The organism is Streptomyces sp. NPDC006458 (assembly GCF_040612135.1).
In the GTDB taxonomy this organism is placed as follows: Bacteria; Actinomycetota; Actinomycetes; order Streptomycetales; family Streptomycetaceae; genus Streptomyces.
In genome coordinates this window covers 42,232-57,182 of sequence record NZ_JBEXPR010000021.1, presented here as the reverse complement: position 1 = coordinate 57,182, position 14,951 = coordinate 42,232, and the positions used below count along the sequence as shown (strand labels likewise).

Annotated in this window: 16 protein-coding genes, 1 tRNA gene and 2 pseudogenes; all 19 read left to right on the top strand. The window is 73.2% G+C overall.

Going from position 1 to position 14,951, the window contains the following annotated elements; all coding sequences use genetic code 11:
• Positions 1-29 precede the first annotated feature (29 nt).
• Entirely contained in the window at positions 30-266 is a 237-nt protein-coding gene (locus ABZZ79_RS26675) for a hypothetical protein (RefSeq protein WP_356692778.1), read from the top strand.
• Positions 267-469: 203 nt separating this feature from the next.
• Positions 470-850 (top strand): annotated as a pseudogene (locus ABZZ79_RS26670) (MBL fold metallo-hydrolase); the annotation flags it as partial.
• A gap of 257 nt (positions 851-1,107) precedes the next feature.
• A pseudogene (locus ABZZ79_RS26665) lies at positions 1,108-1,712 on the top strand (endoglycoceramidase); the annotation flags it as partial.
• Between the two features lie 278 nt (positions 1,713-1,990).
• Positions 1,991-4,171 carry an ATP-binding protein gene (locus tag ABZZ79_RS26660; RefSeq protein WP_356692776.1) on the top strand — a complete coding sequence of 727 codons (2,181 nt, stop codon included), beginning with the start codon at positions 1,991-1,993 and terminating at the stop codon, positions 4,169-4,171.
• Positions 4,172-4,254: 83 nt separating this feature from the next.
• A complete protein-coding gene (locus tag ABZZ79_RS26655) occupies positions 4,255-4,689 on the top strand; it encodes a roadblock/LC7 domain-containing protein (RefSeq protein ID WP_356692774.1) in 435 nt (144 codons plus the stop codon).
• A gap of 2 nt (positions 4,690-4,691) precedes the next feature.
• Complete coding sequence (locus ABZZ79_RS26650) at positions 4,692-5,063, top strand: DUF742 domain-containing protein (protein WP_356692949.1); 372 nt, start codon at positions 4,692-4,694, stop codon at positions 5,061-5,063.
• Positions 5,041-5,661 (top strand): ATP/GTP-binding protein, encoded by a 621-nt coding sequence (locus ABZZ79_RS26645; protein WP_356692772.1) that lies wholly within the window; start codon positions 5,041-5,043, stop codon positions 5,659-5,661. Before ABZZ79_RS26650 ends, ABZZ79_RS26645 begins: the two co-directional genes overlap by 23 nt.
• Positions 5,662-5,721: 60 nt before the next feature.
• Entirely contained in the window at positions 5,722-6,297 is a 576-nt protein-coding gene (locus ABZZ79_RS26640; protein ID WP_356692770.1) for a GAF domain-containing protein, read from the top strand.
• A gap of 179 nt (positions 6,298-6,476) precedes the next feature.
• Complete coding sequence (gene tdh / locus ABZZ79_RS26635; RefSeq protein ID WP_356692768.1) at positions 6,477-7,505, top strand: L-threonine 3-dehydrogenase; 1,029 nt, start codon at positions 6,477-6,479, stop codon at positions 7,503-7,505.
• 32 nt (positions 7,506-7,537) lie between these two features.
• On the top strand, positions 7,538-8,764 hold the full coding sequence (locus tag ABZZ79_RS26630) for a glycine C-acetyltransferase (protein ID WP_356692766.1): 1,227 nt from the start codon (positions 7,538-7,540) through the stop codon (positions 8,762-8,764).
• A 125-nt stretch (positions 8,765-8,889) separates the two neighbouring features.
• Positions 8,890-9,792, top strand: coding sequence for a LysR family transcriptional regulator (locus tag ABZZ79_RS26625; RefSeq protein WP_356692764.1), 903 nt, complete (start codon positions 8,890-8,892; stop codon positions 9,790-9,792).
• Positions 9,793-9,904: 112 nt separating this feature from the next.
• Positions 9,905-10,201: a hypothetical protein gene (locus tag ABZZ79_RS26620; protein ID WP_356692762.1), complete on the top strand. Its 297-nt coding sequence runs from the start codon at positions 9,905-9,907 to the stop codon at positions 10,199-10,201.
• A 114-nt stretch (positions 10,202-10,315) separates the two neighbouring features.
• Positions 10,316-10,894 carry an XRE family transcriptional regulator gene (locus ABZZ79_RS26615; protein WP_356692760.1) on the top strand — a complete coding sequence of 193 codons (579 nt, stop codon included), beginning with the start codon at positions 10,316-10,318 and terminating at the stop codon, positions 10,892-10,894.
• Positions 10,891-11,421, top strand: coding sequence for a GNAT family N-acetyltransferase (locus ABZZ79_RS26610; protein ID WP_356692758.1), 531 nt, complete (start codon positions 10,891-10,893; stop codon positions 11,419-11,421). The genes ABZZ79_RS26615 and ABZZ79_RS26610 overlap by 4 nt, the downstream gene beginning before the upstream one ends.
• A gap of 30 nt (positions 11,422-11,451) precedes the next feature.
• Complete coding sequence (locus ABZZ79_RS26605) at positions 11,452-11,811, top strand: MmcQ/YjbR family DNA-binding protein (protein WP_356692756.1); 360 nt, start codon at positions 11,452-11,454, stop codon at positions 11,809-11,811.
• 182 nt (positions 11,812-11,993) lie between these two features.
• Positions 11,994-13,274: an MFS transporter gene (locus tag ABZZ79_RS26600; protein ID WP_356692754.1), complete on the top strand. Its 1,281-nt coding sequence runs from the start codon at positions 11,994-11,996 to the stop codon at positions 13,272-13,274.
• A 132-nt stretch (positions 13,275-13,406) separates the two neighbouring features.
• Positions 13,407-13,483, top strand: a tRNA-Pro gene (locus ABZZ79_RS26595).
• 418 nt (positions 13,484-13,901) lie between these two features.
• Positions 13,902-14,672, top strand: a complete 771-nt coding sequence (locus ABZZ79_RS26590; RefSeq protein WP_356692752.1) for a GntR family transcriptional regulator — start codon at positions 13,902-13,904, stop codon at positions 14,670-14,672.
• A gap of 51 nt (positions 14,673-14,723) precedes the next feature.
• A complete protein-coding gene (locus tag ABZZ79_RS26585) occupies positions 14,724-14,951 on the top strand; it encodes a ferredoxin family protein (RefSeq protein WP_356692750.1) in 228 nt (75 codons plus the stop codon).

Genomic DNA, 14,951 nt, shown 5'->3' with positions numbered 1-14,951 from the left:
TGTAACGGATCGGAGTCCAACCGCACCCAGTGCGCGGCTCCGAGCCGCTGCCGTCCGCATACCGCCAGATCCTCGCCCTGTTCGAGGATGGCGAGCACGGCATACGAGCCCAGGACTTCTGCGAAGCCCTGGGCATCGGTACCGAGGACCGGCACGTCGAAGGCGCCCGAGCCAAGCTCAAACGCCTCGTGAGCCGCGGCATTCTCACCGAACCCGAACCCGAACCCGAGCCCGGCCCGTTCACCATGCCCCGACCGACAAAGTGAATCCGCGTGAAGGCTCACAGAACACCCACTGAGAACCATCACGTCGAAAACACTGGCACCAAGCTCAAGCGCGTTGTCGGCCGCGGCACCCCTTATCGAACCTGAGCCCGGCCTGTTCATCCTGCCTTGACCCGATCCGTCACCGTCAACATAGGACCGGCCGATGGCTCGCGCAAAGCCCTTTGGAGGCTGAGAGAATCAAGAACGACTTGTGGCCCGACATCCACATGACCCCGGCCGAGGCGCTGCGCGCCCATCTCGACCTCCAGGGCGGCACCGCGGGCGTGCTGCTGCCGATCCACTGGGCCACCTTCAACCTCGCCCCGCACGCCTGGGCCGAGCCGGGGGAGTGGACCAAGGACGTCGCCGCGGAGGCCGGCCAGGCCGTTGCCTTCCCCCGGCCCGGCCAGCCCTTCGAGCCCGGTGGCAGGGTGCCCGGGGAGCCGTGGTGGCGGGCCGTGTCGGCGCCGGTCCCGGCCTCGTGGCGCCGGTCCGGGGAGTCCTCTCCCGTGGCTCAGGCCCCGTCGGGCTCCGGCCCGGCCGCGGACACCCGGCCGGACATGGATCTCGCGGGTGACCGGTGACGTCGTAGCGCGAACCGCGGGCGGCCGGTGGTGTCGTGCCGCGAACGGGGGCGGCCGATGGCGTCGTGAACCGCAGGGCGGCCGGTGTCGTCGTGCCGTGAACTGTGGGTGGCCGGTGGTGTCGTGAACCGTGGGCGGCCCGTGATGTCGTGCTGTCGTGGTCCCGCGGATGACCGGTGGCGTCCCACCTATTGATGGGCCGTCAGATCTGCTGATGGGATCTCCGGCACCGGTCGACCCGACCGCGCCGGAGGTTCGTGCCGACCGGACTCGGCCGCGTGGACGATCCCAGGGCCGTGTGCGCCCCGCACTTCTACGACACGGCGATGGAGGCGGGTTCCGACCACGCCCCGGCCGTGGCTGGATCGAGTCGTACGAGGCGGCCGTCACCGAGTATCCGCGGCGCCAGCGCGTGCCGGTGGTCGTGGGCGAGTGGGGGCCGCTGAACAACACGCTCCCGAACACGGGCCGCTTCTACCGCGACGCGTTCGCCTCGCCGGACCGCTACAGCTCCGGCTGGGCGGGCTACGTCTGGTGCCACGGCGGCGGCTGCTGCGCGCTGGACGAGCAGGGGGCGCTGCGGCCCGACAAGGACCGGACTGCCCCACCGTACGCCCCGGCCGTGGCGGGCACGCCGGTCGCCGAGACCCGCACCCCCGACTCCGGCGCCTACCGCCTCGTCCACCGCTCCGCTCCCTGCGTCACCGGGATCCGTGTGCCGTCCCGGCCGGGCGGCTGGCGCGTCATGGTGACCGGTGCCGGCCGGACCCCGACGCCGGTCCTCCCCGCGAACCTGTCGGCCACCGCCCTCGTGCACGCCCGGCCGGGCGGTCGGGTGACGGTGGCGGTCACGCCGAGGTGACCCGCCCGGGCGGGAGCGGGCGTCACTGACTGTGATCGCTTTCGATCGGCCCGGACCGGTTCGACGTGCTTCGCGATCGGCGTGTCCGGGTGGTTATCGGCCTGACGTGCGAAAGCTCATACCAGAGCAGGACGGTTCATGGAGGAGTTTGTCAACTGCCCACCGCACCTGATGCGTTAGCGACTACCGTGAGTGTCCGTCGAGCGACGCAGGGCCGAGCCGGCCGATGACGGGCGGCCCTCCGACGGACCAGTAGACGGACCAGTACGAGGACGCCGATGTCTCACCTCCGCGCACCGGCCGCACGCGCAGACCGCCGCGAGGGCGGGCGGCACGGACGGCCGGTCGCCCGTACCGCCCCCGCACTGCCCGAGGCCCACATACGACCGCAACTGCTGAGACTGGCCGTGCTGCCTCCCACCGCGGTCGCCCTCAGCGCCAGCGCGGCCGTGCTGTTCACCGTCCGCTCCACGGGCGTGCGCGGCAGCGTCACGCTCTGGGCCGTACTCGCCGGAGCCGTGGGCGTGACGCTCGTCGGCATCGCGATCGCCGCCGTGGCCGCCGACCGGGCCGCGCGGTCCGTGCACGAGCGGGTCGTCGCGCTGCGCCGCGGCAGCGCACGCCGCGAGGCCGATCTGCGCACCCTCGTGGACGCTCTGCGCCGGGGCGAGACCCCGCCCCGGCGCAAGCCGCGCTCCGGACCGCCCGAGGACGCCGACGACTTCGAACTGCTCGCCGCCGACCTGGCCCGCGCGCACGACGGCGCCGTCACCGCCGTCGTGCGGGCCGCGCAGCTGTCCAGCCAGACCGGCAGCGAGCAGAAACTGGAGGTCTTCGTCAATCTCGCCCGGCGCCTGCAGTCCCTGGTGCACCGCGAGATCGCGATCCTCGACGAGCTGGAGAACGAGATCGAGGACCCCGACCTGCTCAAGGGCCTCTTCCACGTCGACCACCTCGCCACCCGCATCCGTCGCCACGCCGAGAACCTCGCCGTCCTCGGCGGCGCCGTCTCCCGGCGGCAGTGGAGCAACCCGGTGTCCATGACCGAGGTGCTGCGCTCGGCCATCGCCGAGGTCGAGCAGTACTCGCGGGTCAAACTGGTGCCGCCGGTCGACGGCGAGCTGCGCGGACACGCCGTCGCCGACGTCATCCATCTGCTCGCCGAGCTCGTCGAGAACGCCACGGTGTTCTCCTCCCCGCACACCCAGGTCCTGCTGCGTGCCAACCTCGTCACCTCGGGGCTGGCAGTCGAGGTCGAGGACCGCGGGCTCGGCATGCCCGTCGGCGAACAGAGCCGGATGAACGACCTGCTCGCCGACCCCGACCAGGTCAACGTGGCCAGCCTGCTGGCCGACGGACGCATCGGCCTGTTCGTCGTCTCCCAGCTCGCCAAGCGGCACGGCATCACCGTCCGGCTCCAGAGCAACATCTACGGCGGTGTCCAGGCGGTCCTGGTCGTGCCGCAGGCCCTGCTGGGCGGCGCGCCGGGACCCGCCGGGGCAGCGGGCCGGTCCCAGGGGCCGGGGGAGCCGGCCGGCCCGGGTGCGACGGTCGTACCGGTCGTACCGGCCCTCACCGGACAGCGGCGCGGCGCGGACACCGGCCGCCACGCGAGCGCGCCCCGGACTGCGGCGCACCTCAACGGGTCCGGAGCCGGGCACCACCTCGGCGCCTCGTCGGCCCACCACGGCCTCGGCGCCTCGTCGACGCACCACGACCTCACCGGCTCCCCGGCCCACCAGGGTCTCCACGGCTTCCCGACCCCGCACGACCTCAACGGCTCCCCGCCCCCGGGCGGCCTCACCCCGCACGCCGCCCGGCCGGAAGCCCCGGCGCCCGCCCCCTTCGTCCCGCAGGCACGGCCGGAGCCCCCGACCCTGAGGCCCCTGCCCACCCATGCCCCGCCCCCTTCCCGGTCCGCCGGTCCGCCCGTCCCCCTCCCCGTGCGCGGTGCGCGCGAGGAGCGGCGCAACCCCGCCGACGCCGCCCCCGGCATCCGGCCCGGCGACCGGCCGTTCGTGGAGGAGCACGCCGCCGCCCCACCGGTCCCGCGGAACGGGGCGGTACGCGGCACCATGGGCAAGCCCCAACTGCCCAGACGCCGCGCGCAGGAGCACATCGCACCCCAGCTCCGTGAACGCCCCGCGCCCCGGCCGGACACCGAGGAGCACATCGGCCACGACCCGGGACTGATGGCCGCCTTCCAGCGCGGCATCGGGCTCGCGGAGGCTCAGCAGAGCCTGGAGGCGGCGCACGACGAGCGGGGCCCGGCCACCGCTCACCCGCCCCTGCCGTACCCCGACCCGGCCTACGACGTCGTACCGGCCGCCCCTGAACCCCGTACGACGGCGCACCCCGCGGACGTGCTCGACCGGCACTCCGCGCCCTCGGTCGCGCCCCTGCCCGCGGCCGGTTCCGACCACATCGCCCGGCACGACGGGAGCGCACCAGCCGGATGACCGTCCACGCACCCACCCCCACCGCAGCCGCAGACCCCTCCGGCGCTGCCGCCGCCCCCCGTATCCCAAGGAGTCGAACCACCATGGCGACCGACGCGCCGACCGCCCATGCTTCCGACCTCGACTGGCTGATGAACGGCCTCGTGCAGCGGGTGCCGCACACGTCCAGCGCGGTTCTGCTCTCCTGCGACGGCCTCGTGAAGTCCGTGCACGGCCTCGACGCCGACAGCGCCGACCACATGGCCGCGCTCGCCTCCGGCCTCTACTCCCTCGGCCGCAGCGCGGGCGCGCGGTTCGGCGACGGCGGGGACGTACGCCAGGTCGTCGTCGAACTCGACTCGACCCTGCTGTTCGTGACCACCGCCGGGTCCGGGACCTGTCTCGCCGTGATGGCCGGCCGGGAGGCGGACGCCGCCGTCCTCGGCTACGAGATGGCCATGCTGGTCAAGAGCGTCCGCCCCTACCTGGTCACCGCGCCCCGCCAGCACGCCGGCGAACCCACGGTGATGAGGCCTTGAGCGTGGCGGCGGCCGGTGACGGGCCCTGGCTCGACGACGCGGCGGGACGGCTGGTGCGCCCGTTCACGATCAGCAACGGCCGCACCCTCCCCTCCGTCGCGCTCGACCTCATGTCGCAGGTCATGGCCACCGGGGTCACCCCCCTCGGCCATCCGGGCCCGGAACACTCCGTGGCCCTCGACCTTTGCCGGGCACCGATATCGGTCGCCGAGGTGGCCGCCCATCTGAAGCTGCCGGCGGCGGTCACCAAGGTGCTGCTGTCCGACCTCGTCGACTGCGGGGCGCTCACCACCAAGCCCCCCGAGTTCCACCACAACCCGACGGACCGGGCCCTTCTGGAGGCAGTGCTCGATGGACTACGACGACAGCTCTGACTACGACGGCGCCACGGACCCCTTCCCCACCGCGCTCAAGATCCTGGTGGCGGGAGGCTTCGGAGTCGGCAAGACCACGTTCGTCGGCGCGGTGAGCGAGATCCAGCCACTCTCCACGGAGGAACTCCTCACCACGGTCAGCGCCGCCACCGACAACCTCGACGGCATCGAGAACAAGGTCGAGACGACCGTCGCGATGGACTTCGGCCGGATAACGCTCGATCCGCAGCATGTGCTGTACCTGTTCGGCACGCCGGGCCAGGAGCGGTTCTGGTTCATGTGGGACGAACTGTCCGAGGGCGCGCTCGGCGCGGTCGTCCTGGCCGACACCCGCCGGCTGGAGGAGTGCTTCGCGGCCGTCGACTTCTTCGAGGAGCGCGGCCTCGGCTTCATCATCGCCGTCAACGAGTTCGACGGGGGCTACCGCTATCACCCCGAAGAGGTGCGCGCCGCCCTCGACCTGGACCCGGAGGTCCCCGTCGTGTGCTGCGACGCCCGGATCTCCAGTTCCGGCGTGCAGACCCTGCTCACGCTCGTCAAGCACCTCATCGCCCACGCGCCCGCCGCCCCCGCGCCGAGCCACGGCGCCCACAGATGACCCCCGACCCCTACCGACGGAGCCGCACATGCCGTACGACCACAGCGACGGAGCCCGGTGATGAGCTACGACCCGCCCCGCCCGGCCGGTCGGCTGCTGCTCACCCCGCAGGACAGCGAGGCCCCCGCCCGTGCCCGCCGCCTGCACGGGCTGGGCCTCGGGGAACGCCCCGAGCCCGCGCTCGACTCCTTCGCGGCCCGGCTGGCAGGTCTGACCGGGACGACGTACGCCATGGTCAACTTCATCGGTGAGCAGGCGCAGTTCTTCGCCGGTCTGCACGCGCCCGAGACCGCGCCGGTGGTCCGGGAGGACGGCACGCGCGCCGAGATCGGCCGCCTCCTGCCGCGCGACCACGGCTTCTGCCCTCATGTGGTGGTCCGGCGGCGGGCGCTGGCCCTGGGGGACGTGCGCGACTATCCGCGCTTCGCGGGCAACGCGGTCGTCGACGACCTCGGCATCCGCGCCTACCTCGGCGCCCCGCTGCTGGACAGCACCGGCATGGCCCTCGGCACGGTCTGCGTCGCCGATGTGATGCCCCGGTCCTGGGGGCGGGAGGGGCTGGAGACCATCAAGTCGGCAGCCGCCGAACTCGTCGTACGGCTGGAGCGGCAGGCGGGGGACGGGCTGCCGATCTGAGGCGGGAGCGGGCTCTGGGGCGCAGGGTGTGAAGGAAAGCTGTGGCGGCGCTTAAGAAAACCTCGATGGACCCGGGGCCGCGCCATACGGCAGATTTCTCAGCGCATCCCCATCCGCCCCCGTCCACGGGCTCAATAGGCGTGCCCGCGGCCGGGATCACACCCCACAGGAGCCGTCGCGTGAAGGCGCTGGTCAAGGAGAAGGCGGAACCCGGACTCTGGCTCACGGACGTCCCGGAGCCGCAGATCGGTCCGGGCGACGTGCTGATCAAGGTGCTGCGCACCGGCATCTGCGGCACCGACCTGCACATCCGGTCCTGGGACGGCTGGGCGCAGCAGGCGATCCGCACCCCGCTCGTGGTCGGACACGAGTTCGTCGGCGAGGTCGTCGAGACCGGCCGGGACGTCACCGACATCGCGCCCGGCGACCGGGTCAGCGGCGAGGGCCACCTGGTGTGCGGAAAGTGCCGCAACTGTCTGGCCGGCCGCCGCCACCTGTGCCGGGCCACCGTCGGACTGGGCGTGGGCCGCGACGGGGCCTTCGCCGAGTACGTCGCCCTGCCCGCCTCCAACGTCTGGGTGCACCGCGTCCCCGTCGACCTCGACATCGCCGCGATCTTCGACCCGTTCGGCAACGCCGTGCACACCGCGCTGTCCTTCCCGCTGGTCGGCGAGGACGTCCTGATCACCGGCGCCGGTCCGATCGGCCTGATGGCCGCGGCGGTGGCCAGGCACGCGGGCGCCCGCAACGTCGTGATCACGGATGTCAGCGAGGAGCGCCTGGAGCTGGCCCGCAAGGTCGGCGTCAGCCTCGCGCTCGACGTCTCGCGCTGCACGATCGCCGACGGCCAGCGCGAGCTCGGCCTGCGCGAGGGCTTCGACGTCGGCCTGGAGATGTCCGGCAACCCCGTCGCGATGCGCGACATGATCGCCAACATGACGCACGGCGGCAAGATCGCCATGCTCGGTCTGCCCGCACAGGAGTTCCCGGTCGACTGGGCCCGGATCGTCACCTCGATGATCACGGTCAAGGGCATCTACGGCCGGGAGATGTTCGAGACCTGGTACGCGATGTCCGTCCTGCTGGAGGGCGGCCTCGACCTCGCCCCCGTGGTCACCGGCCGGTACGGCTACCGCGACTTCGAGTCGGCCTTCGCCGACGCCGCGAGCGGCCGGGGCGGCAAGGTCATCCTCGACTGGACCGCGTAATCCACCTCTCTGGGTACTTCTAGGAGCTTTTGATGTTCGACTCCGTGCGCGACGACCTGCGTGCCACCCTCGACGAGATCCGCGCCGCCGGGCTGCACAAGCCCGAGCGTGTGATCGGCACCCCGCAGTCCGCGACCGTGAACGTCACCGCCGGGGGACGACCCTGGGGGTCCCCCCGGCCGGAGGCCGGGGGAGAGGTCCTCAACTTCTGCGCCAACAACTACCTCGGCCTCGCCGACCACCCCGAGGTGGTCGCCGCCGCCCACGAGGCCCTGGACCGCTGGGGCTACGGCATGGCCTCCGTGCGCTTCATCTGCGGCACACAGGAGGTGCACAAGGAGCTGGAGGCGCGGCTGTCGGCGTTCCTCGGCCAGGAGGACACGATCCTGTACTCCTCCTGCTTCGACGCCAACGGCGGTGTCTTCGAGACGCTGCTCGGTCCCGAGGACGCGGTGATCTCCGACGCCCTCAACCACGCCTCGATCATCGACGGCATCCGCCTGTCCAAGGCCCGCCGCCTCCGGTACGCCAACCGCGACATGGCTGACCTGGAGGCCCGGCTGAAGGACGCCACCTCCGGCGGCGCCCGGCGCAAGCTGATCGTCACCGACGGCGTCTTCTCCATGGACGGCTATGTGGCCCCGCTGCGCGAGATCTGCGACCTGGCCGACCGCTACGACGCCATGGTCATGGTCGACGACTCGCACGCCGTCGGCTTCGTCGGCCCCGGTGGCCGCGGCACCCCCGAGCTGCACGGCGTGATGGACCGCGTCGACGTGATCACCGGCACCCTCGGCAAGGCCCTCGGCGGCGCCTCCGGCGGCTATGTCGCGGCCCGCGCCGAGATCGTCGCCCTGCTGCGCCAGCGCTCGCGCCCGTACCTGTTCTCCAACACCCTCGCCCCGGTGATCGCCGCGGCGTCCCTGAAGGTCCTGGACCTGCTGGAATCGGCCGACGACCTGCGTGTGCGGCTCGCGGAGAACACCGCGCTGTTCCGCGGCAGGATGACCGAGGCGGGCTTCGACGTCCTGCCCGGCGACCACGCCATCGCCCCGGTCATGATCGGCGACGCGGCCGAGGCGGGCCGGATGGCCGAGCTGCTGCTGGAGCGCGGGGTGTACGTGATCGGCTTCTCCTACCCGGTGGTGCCGCAGGGCCAGGCCCGCATCCGGGTCCAGCTGTCGGCCGCGCACTCCACCGAGGACGTGAACCGCGCGGTGGACGCCTTCATCGCCGCCCGTGCGGAGCTGGCCGGCTGACTCAGGGTCCTCTCGTCGAACTCCCGTCGTCGCCCCGAGAGCGGCCCCGCGTCGTGGGGCGGGCGGGAGCCCGACGACATGGCATGGGGCATCCGCACCCTGTCCGACCTGAGAGAATCGACTCCGTGATCGAGGCACGGCGGCTCCACATCCTCCGTGCGGTGGCCGACCATCGCACGGTGACCGCGGCTGCCGCCGCGCTGTATCTGACGCCCTCGGCGGTCTCCCAGCAGCTCACCGCACTGGAACAGGAGACCGGGCACCGGCTGGTCGAGCGCGGCGCCAAGGGCGTACGGCTCACCCCGGCCGGCGAGATCCTGCTCAGCCACACCAACGCCGTGCTGGCCCAGCTGGAGCGGGCCGAGGCGGAGCTGGCGGCCTACGGCTCGGGCGCGGCCGGCACGGTCACCGTGGCCTCCTTCGCGACCGGCATCGCGCTGGTCGTGGCCCCGGCGGTGGCCCGGCTCGCCGGATCGGCGCCCGGCATCCGCATCCGGGTGCAGGATGCCGAGGGCGACGCCAGTCTGCCGATGGTGCTGGACCGGCAGGTCGACGTGGCGGTCGCCGTGGAGTACCGGGGGGCGCCGTGCGCCGACGACCCGCGGCTGACCCATGTGCCGCTGTACGCCGAGCCCTTCGACGCCGTCGTCCCGGTCAGTCACCGGCTGGCCGACGCGGAGGAGGTGCCGCTGGCGGAGCTGGCCAAGGACCCGTGGATCGGGCCGTACCCCGGCAACCCGTGCCACGAGGTGGTCGTCCTGGCCTGCGAGGGCGCCGGGTTCCAGCCCCGCCTGGAGCACTCCTCCGACGACTTCCGCGCCGTCGTGGCCCTGGCCTCGGCCGACGCGGGCGTGGCCCTGGTGCCGCGCTCGGCGCTGCGCGGCATGGACCTGGCGGGCGTGGTCGTCCGCCCGGTGGACGGGGTGGCGCCGACCCGGCGCGTCTTCGCGGCCGTACGCCGGGGCGCGGAGCAGCATCCGCTGATCCGGCCGGTGCTGGACGCGCTGGGGGAGACGGCCCGGGGGTAGGCGGGGGCCGAGCCGACGCCTGGCCGCCGCCTCCCGGCGTCGTGCGGCCTCCTGTGGGGCTGGGCATCGAGACGGCCACCTTCCACATCGTGACGCCGTACCCGTCGACATCATGACGCCGTACCCGTCGCGCGGGCTGTGGAAGCAACTGGAGGCCGAGGGCCGGATCCTGCACCGGAACCGGGACCTCTACGACACCCGCCATGTCGTCCACGAACCGGGTCCGCGGGCCGGCGGGCAGCCGAGCGGCGGTCCGCGGGGCATGTCGGCCCGGCAGCTGGAGGACGGTTACTGGCGGGCCTACCGGGAGTTCGAACCGGCGTGTGACCTGCTGATCCGCTCACGGCCGGTGGTGCGGGCGCTGCCCGCGCCCGAGCGGACGCCGGTGGCGTTCGGGGGACGGGAATGAGGCGGGAGCGAGGCGGGGGTGAGGGGCGCGGCGAGGCGGACGTGAGGCAGGTGTGGGGGCGGGCGTGAGGGTGCCGTAACCGCGCTGTTTCAGATGTGGGATAGCGTCCCGGATATGAGAAGAGACGAGGTCGAGCCCGGCGGCGTCGACGCGCTCCTCGGTGCCCGGCTGGCCGAGCTGCGGGCCGAACGCGGCTGGTCCCTGGGCGAGTTGGCGGAACGCAGCGGCATCAGCCGCTCGACGCTGTCGCGGGCCGAGCGCGCCGAGACCAGCCCCACCGCCGCCCTGCTCAACCGCCTGTGCGCGGTCTACGGGCGCACCATGTCCCAGTTGCTCAGCGAGATCGAGGCGGAACCCGCCCCGGTGGTCCGCTCGGCCGACCAGCCGGTCTGGGAGGACCCGTCCTCCGGTTTCGTTCGGCGTTCGGTGTCGCCGCCGCACACGGGGCTGCGCGGCGAACTGGTCGAGGGCAGGCTCGCGCCCGGCGCCGACATCGCCTACGACCGGCCGCCCGTGCCGGGGCTGGAGCAGCACGTCTGGCTGCTGGAAGGGGAGTTGGAGGTGACCGTGCAGGACGTCGCGCACTCCCTCGGCGCGGGTGACTGTCTGCGGCTGCGGGTCTGGGGCCCGACGCGGTTCCGGTGCCCGGGTCCGCGGCCCGCGCGCTATGCCCTGGCGGTGGTGCTGCCATGACCGTGTCCCGACTGGATGCCCGCCAACTGATCGCCTGCGCGGAGGAGTTGGCGCTGCTGCTAACCGACACCGTCGAGGGCGGCGCCTCGATCGGCTTCCTCGCGCCGATGGACCCGGCCACGGCGCTCGCCTGGTGGCGGGAGCGCGCCGCCGACGTGGCGGACGGGCGGCTCGGGGTGTGGGTCGCGCGGGACGGGGACCGGGTCGTCGGGACGGTCGGCCTGGCCTTCCCCGGCAAGCCCAACAGCCGCCACCGCGCCGAGGTCGTCAAGCTGATGGTCCACCGCGACGCCCGGGGCCGTGGCCTCGGCCGCACGCTCCTCGCCACCGCCGAGGAGGCCGCGGCGGCGGCGGGCATCACCCTGCTGCACCTGGACACCGAGACGGACAGCCCCGCCGAGCACCTCTACCGGTCGGCCGGCTGGACCAGGGTCGGCGTGATCCCCGACTACGCGGCGAGCCCGGCGGGCGTCCTGTGCGGGACCACCCTCTACTACCGGCATACAGGGCTTCCGGCCGGGCGTTGATTGTCAGTGGCGGGCGCTACGGTGCGTGGCATGCAGGAAGCCGAAGACGTACGCCGTGTCGCCCTGTCCCTGCCGGACACGACCGAGAAGGTCGCCTGGAACATGCCCACCTTCCGGGTCGCGGGGAAGATGTTCGCGACCCTGCCGGAGGACGAGTCGTCCATGGCGGTGCGCTGCCCCAAGGAGGAGCGCGACGAACTGGTGCTGGCCGAGCCGGACAAGTTCTGGATCGCCGGCCACGAGGCCCAGTTCGCCTGGGTGCGCGTGCGGCTGGCCGCACTGGAGGACGAGGGCGAACTGCGCGACATGCTGGCGGACTCCTGGTGCCAGGCGGCCCCGCCCCGTCTGCTCGACGCCCACCCCGAGCTGGGTCTGCCCACCGGCGACTGACGCCGACCGGCCCCGGAAAACCCCTCGGGTGCCGCCGGTGGCCCATGGCATGATCCGACTCGTACAGGTCTGGACCGGGTCCGGGGTGTACGGGCCGACGGCGCTCGGGGAGGGATGCGCAGGTGTCGGGGAGGACGTCGCGGAGAGAAGGGGAACGGGAGGCCGGGCCGGACCCGTCAGGGGTGCGCAACCCGCTCCAGCCGCCGGCCGCGAAGCAGCCCGGGGGACCACGGCCCGTCTGGTCACGTGACTTCGGGCTCTTCTTCGCCGCCCGCGCCGTCGCCCGGCTCGGGGACACCATGCTGCCCGTGGCACTCGCGGCCGGGCTCCTCCAGCACGGCTACGGGGCGGGCGCGGTCGGTCTGGCGATGGCGGCGACGGTCGCGGCCTTCGCCGCACTCGTCGTCTTCGGCGGCGTCATCGCCGACCGCTTCAGCACCCGCAAGCTCATGATCGGCGCCGACCTCGTCCGGCTCGGCACCCAGGCCCTGACCGCTGCCCTCTTCTACGCCGGTCATGTCGTGCTCTGGGAGATCTGCGTCATCGGCCTGCTCAACGGCGTGGCCGGTGCGGTGTTCCAGCCCGGCGTGGCCAGCACCGTGCCCCGGCTCGCCTCCGACGTCCAGGGCGCGAACGGCGCGATCCGCATCGCCGAGTCCGCCGCCCAGCTCGCCGGACCCGCCACGGCCGGTGTGCTGGTAGGTCTCGCGGAGCCCGGCGGCGTCTTCGCCACGCACGCCGCCACCTACGCGATCAGCGCCCTGTGCCTGCTGCTGCTCCGCCTGCCCCCGCCGGCCCGCTCCGGGCCCCCGCCGGGGCGCGGGGCGAAGGCCTTCAGGGCCGACCTGGCCGAGGGCTGGCGCGAGTTCCGCTCCCGCACCTGGATGTGGAGTGTCATAGCCATCTGGTGCCTCTACATGATCGCCGTCTGGGGCCCCACGGTGCCGCTCGTCGCGACCGAGGTGGTCCAGCGGCACGGTCCAGGCGTGTACGGCCTGATCAACTCCGCCCTCGGCGCGGGCACGGTCGTCGGCGGCCTGGTCGCCCTGCGGCTGCGCCCCCGCCGTATGCTGCGGGCCGGCGCCGTGGCCCTGATCGGCTTCCCCGCCTTCCCGACGACCGTCGGCCTCGGCCTGGACGTACCCGCGATGGCCGCCGGAGCCGCGGTGGCCGGGGCGGGCATGTCGTTCTGGGCGGTGATGTGGGCGACCAGCGTCCAGACCCAGGTCCAGCCGGACGTCCTCAACCGCATCCACGCCTACGACGTGGCCGGATCCCTCGCCATGATGCCCGTCGGCCAGGCCCTCGCCGGTCCGGCCGCGTCCGCCCTCGGCACCCCTGAGGTCCTGCTCGTCAGCGGGGTGATCAGCGTCGTCGTCGTGGTGGCGCTGCTCTCCGTCGCGGCGATCCGAGACCTGGTCCGAGTCGACCCCGCCCCGGCCCCCGTGCCGCGGCCGTCCTGACAACCCCGCCGTCCTGACATCCCGGCCGTCCTGACACCCCGGCCGTCGGAAAAGGAGTGCGCGACCACCGACCCGAGTGGGGTATGGTTGCTCTGCGCGTTCGGCCAGGGGAAAGCCCAGGTCAGACGGCACCGGGACGTGGCGCAGCTTGGTAGCGCACTTGACTGGGGGTCAAGGGGTCGCAGGTTCAAATCCTGTCGTCCCGACCAGCTTCTACGCAGGTCGGAGGCCGTTTCTCAGCTATGGGAAGCGGCCTTTTCGCATGCCCGCGATGCCCGCGATGTCTGTCGCCTTCGGCCGGAACCGCGCTGGGCGCGCCCGACCGCCCGGACCGTCCTCCCGCGCGGCCCCATTCCCCGGCTCGGACCGCCCCCGCCCGGGTCGTCCCGGCTCGGCCCTGCCCGGGTCGTCCCGGCTCGGGCCGCCCCTGCCCGGGCCGATGCCCCGACCCGCCGGCGCACCACCGCGGCCCCACCGTACGAACGCCCCTTCCCGGGAAACCGGCGACGGTGGCGACTCTCGGCCATGCCTCGGTGAATCCGCAGGTCAGCGCCGATCCGACAGGTACTCAGGTGGCGCAATGGTGCGGCAACACCACTCGCCCGGGACCGTCGCTATGGTCACCGCATGCCAGTCGAACGCACCCGTGAGCACACCGCACCCCTCGCCGCCGCCCGGCGCCGGAGGCTGCGCGCGGACCGGGCGCGCCAGCTGGCGGACCTGCTGCGGCATCTGGTGCTGACCGGGGCCTTCCCGGGCGGTGTACTGCCGCACGAGGACGTCCTCGCCGCCGACTACCGGGCCACCCGCAACACGGTCCGGCACGCCCTCGACCTGCTGCGCACCGAGCAGCTCGTCGAGCGGCTGCCCGGCGTCGGCACCGTCGTCGTCGCCGAGAAGTACCGGCACGGCCTGGACCGGCTGATGGGACTCGCGGAGACCCTGCGCGAACACGGCCCGGTCACCAACGAGGTCCGCACCATGGGACCCGTCGCAGCCCCCGCCCCCGTGGCGGCCCGGCTCCGGCTTCCCGTGGGCACCGACGTCCTCTACGTGGAGCGGCTGCGCAGCCTCGGCGGGCTGCCGCTCTCCCTGGACCTCACCTATCTGCCCCTGGACATCGGGCGGGAGCTGATCGGCGCCGACCTGGAGAACACCGACGTCTTCCGGCTGCTGGAGCAGATCACCGGCCGGCCCCTCGGCCACGCCGAGATCACCCTGGAGGCCGTCAACGCCGACGCGCACTCCGCCGCCGTGCTCCAGGCCCCGCACGGCGCCGCCCTGCTGATGCTGGAGCGGCTCACCCACCTGTCCGACGGGCGGCCCGTGGACCTGGAGTTCATCCGCTTCCGCGGCGACCGGATCACCATGAGCGGCCTGCTGCGCCGCCACATCTGACCGCCCCCGCACCCCCTTCCGCCCTCCCGCGGTACCTCACTGGAGACACCCATGCCCTTGGTGCCCCAGCGGGCCGACGTGCCCGTGACCGTAGACGAGTCGAAGTGCATCGACGGCTGCACGCTCTGCGTCGACATGTGCCCCCTGGACTCCCTGGCCATCCACCCCGACAGCGGCAAGGCGTACATGCACGTCGACGAGTGCTGGTACTGCGGCCCCTGCGCCGCCCGCTGCCCCACCGGGGCGGTCACGGTCAACATGCCCTACCTCCTGCGGTGA